This window comes from Anabaena sp. UHCC 0451 (assembly GCF_034931405.1).
Classification (GTDB): Bacteria; Cyanobacteriota; Cyanobacteriia; order Cyanobacteriales; family Nostocaceae; genus RDYJ01.
Window position 1 is genome coordinate 1 of record NZ_JAYGHA010000068.1, and the last position, 5600, is coordinate 5600.

Annotated in this window: 4 protein-coding genes; 3 read left to right on the forward strand and 1 reads right to left on the reverse strand. The window is 39.8% G+C overall.

The window, feature by feature from the left end; translation table 11 throughout:
* Window positions 1–182, forward strand: a 182-nt coding sequence (locus tag VB694_RS25110; protein ID WP_323363045.1) for a hypothetical protein, incomplete at its 5' end; no start/stop codon positions are given.
* A 98-nt stretch (window positions 183–280) separates the two neighbouring features.
* On the opposite strand, the gene VB694_RS25115 is transcribed toward VB694_RS25110, so the two are convergent.
* Window positions 281–2476, reverse strand: a complete 2196-nt coding sequence (locus VB694_RS25115; RefSeq protein WP_323363046.1) for a cation:proton antiporter — start codon at window positions 2474–2476, stop codon at window positions 281–283.
* A 438-nt stretch (window positions 2477–2914) separates the two neighbouring features.
* Here VB694_RS25115 and VB694_RS25120 point away from each other — a divergent pair, with 438 nt between their 5' ends.
* Both VB694_RS25120 and VB694_RS25125 read left to right on the forward strand, forming a co-directional pair.
* Window positions 2915–4609 (forward strand): ABC-F family ATP-binding cassette domain-containing protein, encoded by a 1695-nt coding sequence (locus VB694_RS25120; RefSeq protein ID WP_323363047.1) that lies wholly within the window; start codon window positions 2915–2917, stop codon window positions 4607–4609.
* Between the two features lie 142 nt (window positions 4610–4751).
* Window positions 4752–5489 (forward strand): Uma2 family endonuclease, encoded by a 738-nt coding sequence (locus tag VB694_RS25125; protein ID WP_323363048.1) that lies wholly within the window; start codon window positions 4752–4754, stop codon window positions 5487–5489.
* The last annotated feature ends 111 nt before the right edge of the window (window positions 5490–5600 follow it).

The following is a 5600-nucleotide window of genomic DNA, read 5'->3' on the forward strand; positions in this document are numbered from 1 at the left end:
CTTCCGCACTTCGTGCCGCTTCGCTAACATCGACCAACATTGCTAATTTTGCTACGCTCAATGAAAGCGCGTGGGTCAATCCTAACAATCTTGTAAATATAGCAGAAGGCAAGAGGCAAGAGGCAAAAGGCAAGAGTGAAACCCTTGCTATTATTAAGTTTCACGGATCAATAATGTCCTAATCATCCTGGCTACAGCTATATCTGTCTATATGTGTATATTTTTGTCTATAAACTATAAGTTTGTTAGCTAGGAAATAACTCTATTCCCAACTACCCAACTATGAATTACGAATTATTTCTTGGGAGTGAGCTTCTGGTATTAGGGAACTCAGATGAGAAGTAACTTGACTGTAACGACGGGTAATAAGTAGTGAAGAACGGCATTGAATGGCTAATTCATCTGTGTATCTTCCTAGAGTTTGTCTTTCAATACCCCAGGCGCGACTCGTGCCAGCAATGGTTAAGTCAACATTTTCTGAGGCAGCAACTACCGCTTGTATGGGTTCTGGGGCAGTTACAGTTTTGATTTCTATGCGATCGCGTACAGTTGCTGGTAATTTCTCAATCATGCCGTGCAGTTCATAACTCAATTCATCTTGGTTGTGATTTCCGGTGAAAACTTGTAAAATCTGCAACATACAGGTATCACGATTGATCAGCAGTCTGAGAGCAAGTATGAGAGCTAAATCATCATGAATATTTGCGGAGTAGGGAACTAGTAAACTTTCTAAGCGATCGCCTCCTTTATCTATAAATACAGCCACATCTACTGGTGCGGTGGTGAGAATTTGCCCAACTCTGCCACCCAAGCGATTATTACTAAAGGCTGGACGATGCCAACCAACAAGAATTAAGTCTGGTTGTTCAATTTGGGCGATCTGGGCTGTTTCTCTGGCGACATTGCTAGATATACGAACGATAGGATGTATGTAAGATCCTGTAATTGTCGGTTTTAAGGTATCAATTAATTCTTCGAGTTGTTGACGACGCTCGGCAATTAAGCGGTTAGCTTCTGTTGGGGTACTTTCAAAACCGTAGTTTTCTTCTAATTCAATTAAGCTGAGAGGATTGATAACAGCCGGTTGTCGATGATTGAGAGCTATAGCTACTGCTAATTGTAGTAAACCTTTTTGAGTGCTGGGGTTAGCTACGGGGACTAAAATCCGGTAGGAGGTAATGAAGGATTCAATACTTTCTATGACTTTTGTATCTGTTTCCTGTTCTGGTTCTGGTTCTATGACATCTAACTTGATCAATCGTTTCGGATATGTCCATTCTAATAATGGTGATGTCATAAATGTTGTCACCAAGGCCATAACTACCAACATGGTAAATAGCAAAGGTGAAATTACACCCAATTCTAAACCGATATTTAAAACTATTAATTCTGTTAAACCACGAGTATTCATTAACCAACCCAGGGCTGATGCTTCGCGTTTGTTAATGCCACTGAGACGGGCTGCAAAATAAGCACCGAAATATTTACCTGCGATCGCTACTCCTAAAACTAATGCACACAATAGCCATAATTCAGGACGGTTGAGTAAACCAATTTGTGTCCTTAAACCGCTGTAGACAAAAAACACAGGAAGCAGAAATATCAGGACGAAATCTTCAGTTTTTATAGCTAATTCTCTGACTAGTGCTGCATCTTTGGGCATAACTGCACCTAATAAGAATGCACCAAAAATTAGGTGAATACCGATAAATTCAGTCATGAGAGCAGAAGCGATAACTCCCATATAAATCAAAGCTAGTAGATATTGGCTTAACCTGCCAGTGCGGCGATAATGGGTAATGAGTCGTTTGAGAAACCAACGCCCGACGGTGAACATAAAACCAATGTAAATGAGGCTGGAAATAATGGTGAAGATGGCTTTTTGATCAAAGCTACCATTCCGAGCAACTGCGATCGCTACTGCTAAAATACACCAGGCGGTGACATCATCAACGGCAGCGCAAGTTAAAGCTAATGTCCCTAAACGTGTTCCCTGTAAATTATTTTCAGTGATAATTCTTGCCAATACAGGAAAGGCTGTAATTGACATAGTCGCGCCCAAAAATAAGGCAAAAGCGGTAAAAGAAACTGTAGCATTAGAAACTAAAGGATACAGCAGTAAAGATAGAATTCCTGCTAGAGAAAACGGCACAATGATGCTGATATTGGAAATGAGAATTGCGGCTTGTAAGTTACTGCCGAGATATTTAGGATTTAGCTCTAAACCAATTAAAAACATGAAAAATATTAGTCCTACCTGAGATAAAATATTCAGGAAAGGAATAGCTTCTGGTGGAAATAGGGTAGCTGCTGCATGGGGAGCAATTAAACCAAATAATGATGGGCCTAACATTATACCAGCAACTATTTCGCCAATTACCAATGGTTGTTTGATTGACCGAAATGCCAATCCTACTAGGCGTGACATTCCCATCACAATCAATACTTCAATCAGAACTAGAATAACTGTGTGCATATTTTCCTCTCTACAGGCTATCCGGGTTCCCTAAGATGATTCTTTAAAGGATGGCAAAATGTCAACCTTGTTAGACAAAATACAGGTGTATTATACACATTTGTGATATTAATTATTGTTAAGCTTAAATTTATAATTTATAGTTTAAACAGTTTTATAGCTACTAAGTGTTAGGCAAAAATCACCAATCTGAGTCAATAAAAAGAGACAATTTTAGCAAATCGCAAAATTACATAGATAAAAATAATTAAATGTGAAATATCAACCAAAAAAGTCTCTTGGTTATAGGCAGCAGCAACAAGCCTGTTACCTACTATTTCCTGCCTTTTACACCCATTACGCTTGTTTTATGTAAATATGTAGTTAAATTTTGTTAAGATTAAAGACGGCGTTAGCTTTTCCTCCCTAAATACCTATCCCCTACCTGAGACAGACTTCATGCTGCGACTAGAACATATCAGTAAAATTTATCCTACAGGCGAAGTTCTTAAAGATATCAACTGGGAAGTCAAACCAGGCGATCGCATCGGCCTAGTCGGCGTTAACGGTGCAGGAAAGTCCACCCAACTGAAAATCATATCTGGGGAAATGGAACCCACTTCAGGGCAAATTATCCGCCCTAACAGTCTGCATATAGCCTACCTGAACCAAGAGTTTGAAGTAGATCCGACCCGCACCGTTAATGAAGAATTTTGGACAGTATTTAAGGAAGCAAACCAAGTACAGTTAGCTTTGGCGCAGGTGCATCGAGATATGGAAACCGCTACGCCGGAGGAACTAGATGAACTGATTCATCAAATGGATCGCTGGCAACGCCAATTTGAAGCTTTGGATGGTTACAGCTTAGATACCCGTATTGGTAAAATTTTACCCGAAATGGGATTTCAGCTGGAGGATGGCGATCGCCTGGTTAGCGCCTTTTCCGGTGGTTGGCAAATGCGGATGAGTTTAGGTAAAATCCTCCTGCAAAAGCCAGATTTGTTACTGCTGGACGAACCGACAAACCACTTAGACTTAGAAACCATTGAATGGTTAGAAAATTACCTGAGAGGGCTAATCACTCCCATGGTGATAGTTTCCCATGACCGGGAATTTCTAGACAGACTCTGCACACAAATCGTAGAAACTGAACGTGGCGTTTCTAGTACATACCTCGGTAATTACTCATCCTACCTACAACAAAAAGCGGAAAATCAATCAGCACAACTTAACGCCTTTGAACGCCAGCAGAAAGAATTAGAAAAGCAACAGGCATTTGTAGATAAATTCCGTGCTAGTGCCACCCGTAGTACCCAAGCGAAAAGCAGAGAAAAGCAATTAGATAAAATTGAAAGAATCGAAGCACCAATTGCCGGAGTCAGAACACTACATTTTCGTTTTCCTCCCGCACCTCGTAGTGGACGGGAAGTGGTAGAAATCAAAGAATTAACTCATGTTTATGGTGAGAAAATTCTGTTTTTAGGTGCAAATCTGCTGATTGAAAGAGGAGATAGAATTGCTTTCTTGGGTCCCAACGGTGCGGGTAAATCTACACTGTTGAAAATTATTATGGGTGTAGAACCAGCAACAGAAGGAATGGTGAAACTAGGCGATCATAATGTTATCCCTGGTTACTTCGAGCAGAACCAAGCAGAAGCTTTGGACTTAAACAAAACCGTCATGGAAACAATTCATGATGAAGTTCCCGACTGGACAAACGAAGAAGTCCGCACACTATTAGGAAGGTTTTTATTTACTGGTGACACAGTATTTAAAAAAGTTGGGGCGTTAAGCGGTGGAGAAAAAGCTCGTTTAGCATTAGCGAAAATGCTGTTGCGTCCAGCGAATTTACTCATTTTAGATGAGCCTACCAACCACTTAGATATTCCTGCTAAGGAAATGATGGAAGAAGCCTTGCAGAACTATGATGGTACGGCGATTGTAGTTTCCCACGACCGTTATTTTATCTCCCAGGTAGCTAACAAAATCGTGGAAATTCGTGATGGTGAATTCCGAGTTTATTTAGGAGATTATCATTACTACCTGAATAAAATTGAGGAAGAGAAAGAACAAGCGAAATTAGCAGCAATAGAAGCAGAGAAAGCCGCGAAAAAAGCGGCTAAAGCGTCTAAGGCTGGGGCTAAGAGAAAGTAAGATATTGAGTTTTGATAACTCATATATAAGTTCAAATCCCTAATTTCTTGAAGAAGTTGGGGATTTGGTCTTTACTTGATTTATTTAATCACAACCCCACGCACAAGATAAAATAAGAACAAATCAACAAGAGGCAGTCTTTATGGCAACCCAAATCAGTGAAATAAAATCTCCCACTGAACTGGTAATCTCTTGGGAAGCCTTACCCGATGATTTTCAGTTAGAGGATGAACCGGTGGAAAATACAGGACAGCCAATTTTGGCTGGTGCTTTGCCAGAAAGCTTAGAAATTGCGGGTTTTATTCAACCGCAGATGTTGATAGCCTCGAATTTTGCTTTATGTGCCACATTAGATGGTCAATTTATCGCTAAAGCACCTGATTGGCTATATATTCCCTCGGTTAAAGAGATTGTACCTGAACGCAAAAGCTACACACCCAATTTAGAAGGGGATTTTCCGGCTATAGTCATAGAATTTTTATCTGATACTGAAGGTGGAGAATATTCTGTTAAGCGAACATATCCACCAGGAAAATGGTTTTTTTATGAGCAAATTTTGCAAGTTCCTATTTATGTAATTTTTGATCCAGATGGCGGTTTATTAGAATTTTATCAACTAGAAAATGGTCGCTATGAGTTAAAGCAAGCAAATGAAAATGGTCTGCATTGGATTGATGCAATGGGTCTATTTTTAGGAACTTGGAGAGGAGAAAAAGAAGCCAGAACAGGGTATTGGTTAAGATGGTGGGATAAAGCGGGTAATTTATTACCTTGGTCTGTAGAAAAAATTGCAGAAGAACGTCAGGAAAAAGAACGACTAATAGCTTATTTAAAATCCCAGGGTATTGATCCGAATAATTTACCCACCGGAACGACTTAGTTATAGATGTCAGGGTTTAGGTTTAGTTTTGCTAAACCCTTGCAGTGCTTATAATATATCTAATGTTATAATCAATCCTCAGTCACCATAAAAACAACTCAAGAGCCAATG

Coding starts and splice junctions, on each gene's coding strand:
- VB694_RS25125 (WP_323363048.1), top strand. CDS start 4,752: ATGGCAACCCAAATCAGTGAAATAAAATCTCCCACTGAACTGGTAATC.
- VB694_RS25120 (WP_323363047.1), top strand. CDS start 2,915: ATGCTGCGACTAGAACATATCAGTAAAATTTATCCTACAGGCGAAGTT.
- VB694_RS25115 (WP_323363046.1), bottom strand. CDS start 2,476: ATGCACACAGTTATTCTAGTTCTGATTGAAGTATTGATTGTGATGGGA.